This is a genomic window from Embleya sp. NPDC127516 (genome assembly GCF_044765325.1).
In the GTDB taxonomy this organism is placed as follows: domain Bacteria; phylum Actinomycetota; class Actinomycetes; order Streptomycetales; family Streptomycetaceae; genus Embleya.
This window is the reverse complement of the sequence record NZ_JBIWJT010000097.1, coordinates 1-2090: the sequence shown is the minus strand read 5'-3', so window position 1 is coordinate 2090 and position 2090 is coordinate 1. Positions and strand designations below refer to the sequence as shown.

Below are 2090 nucleotides of genomic sequence, written 5' to 3'. Positions count from 1 at the left end.
GGTGACCGGGCCCGGTGGACCCACGACGGTCAGGTGCTGTTCGCCGGCCGGGTGGACGATCAGGTCAAGATCCGGGGCTTCCGGATCGAACCCGCAGAGGTGCAGACGACGCTGCTCGCTCATCCGGATCTGGCCCAAGCGGTGGTCGTCGCGCGCGTGGACGAGGCCACCGGTACGCACCTGGTCGCCTATGTGGTCCCGGCCCGGGACGGCGAGGTGTCCGATGACGCCCTGCCCGACGACGTGCGGCGGTTCGCGGCGTCGCGGCTGCCGGAGTACATGGTGCCCGCCGTCGTCGTCGTGCTCGACGCCCTCCCGCTCACGAGCAACGGCAAGCTCGACCGCAAGGCACTCCCGGCGGCGGACTTCGCCGTGACCGCGTACAGGGCACCGCGTACGGCGCAGGAAGAGACCCTGTGTGCGGCCTTCGCCCAGGTGCTCGGGCGCGATGCCGTCGGGATCGACGACAACTTCTTCGAGCTCGGCGGCCATTCGTTGCTCGCCACTCGGCTTGTTTCCCGGATTCGCAGCACGCTCGGTGTCGACCTCGAGATCCGCGCGCTCTTCCAGGCACCCACGGTCGCCGGGCTCGCGGGTCGGATCGGCAATCAGACGTCAGGTCGGCGGCCGGTACTGCGGCCCATGCGTAGACCAGAGGAGCCCCGATGATTCCGTTGTCATTCGCGCAGCGACGGTTGTGGTTCCTGAGCCGACTCGAAGGGCCCAATCCGGCACACAACATTCCTGCGGTGCTGCGGTTGACCGGACGGCTGCATCGTGACGCGCTGTCGGCGGCGCTGCGGGACGTCGTGGTGCGCCACGAAGTGCTCCGCACCGTCTACGACGTCGCGGACGGCGAGCCGTTCCAGCGCATCCTGGAGCCGGAGGAACTGTGCTGGGAACTACAGGTGATGGGCCCGGTCGACGCGGCGGATCTGCCCGACGCGGTGCGTCGGGCAGGTGAATACGCCTTCGACCTGGCCTGCGAGCCGCCGCTGCGGGCCTCCCTGTTCCCGGTCGGGCCCGAGGAGCACGTCCTGGTTCTGGTGGTGCACCACATCGCGGGTGACGGGTGGTCGTGGGGGCCCATGGGCCGGGACATCTCGGTCGCCTACGCAGCGCGGTGTGGCCGACGAGCGCCGGAGTGGGCTCCGTTGCCGGTGCAGTATGCCGACTACGCGTTGTGGCAGCGGGAGTTGCTCGGCGAGGCGGATGATGCGGACAGCGTGCTGTCACGCCAGGTGACGTATTGGCGGGATGCACTGGCGGGTGCCCCGGAGGAGCTCGAACTCCCGGTGGACCGGCCCCGCCCGGCGGTGGCGAGTCATATCGGCCACAACGCGCCGCTGGAAATCTCGGCTGAACTGCATTTTCGGTTGGTCGAGTTGGCGCGGTCCGAAGGCGCCACGGTGTTCATGGTGCTTCAGGCGGCGTTGGCGGTGTTGTTGTCGCGGTTGGGTGCCGGGACGGACATCCCGATCGGGTCGGCCGTGGCGGGGAGGACGGACGAAGGGCTGGACGACCTGGTCGGTTGCTTCGTCAATAGTCTGGTAATTCGCACCGATCTCACCGGAGATCCGACGTTCCGGGAGGTGCTGGGCCGGGTTCGGGACACCGGATTTGCCGCGTTCGGGAATCAGGATGTGCCGTTCGAGCGGTTGGTGGAGGCGTTGGCGCCGGCGCGGTCGTTGGCGCGACACCCGCTGTTCCAGGTGATGTTGACGCTCCAGAACACGGAGCGGGCCGGGCTCGCATTCGCGGGAGTGGAGGTCGAGAGCGTCGCGGGGATGCGCCCGGCGTCGAAGTGTGACCTGGAACTGACCCTCGCGGAGGAGGTGGACCGGGGCGGTCGCCCGGCCGGTCTGACGGGGGGCCTGACCGGCGCCGCCGATCTGTTCGACTCGGCATCGGTTGCGGCGGTCTCCGACCGACTGGTGCGTGTGCTGCGCACGGTGACCGACGACCCGGGCATCCGGCTCGCCGCAGTTGATGCGTTCACCGACGATGAGCGGTCTCGGGTGTTGGTGGGGTGGAACGACACCGCTGTGGATCGGGATTCGGTTTCGGTTGTGGGGTTGTTCGAGGCTCGG

2 protein-coding genes are annotated in these 2090 nt (G+C 68.9%); both read left to right on the top strand.

Annotated elements, in window-relative coordinates; all coding sequences use genetic code 11:
- A partial coding sequence (locus tag ACIRL2_RS51355; protein ID WP_402242710.1) for a phosphopantetheine-binding protein occupies positions 1-669 on the top strand: 669 nt, incomplete at its 5' end.
- Positions 666-2090: condensation domain-containing protein (locus tag ACIRL2_RS51350; RefSeq protein WP_402242708.1), on the top strand; the 1425-nt coding region annotated here is incomplete at its 3' end. The genes ACIRL2_RS51355 and ACIRL2_RS51350, both read left to right, overlap by 4 nt.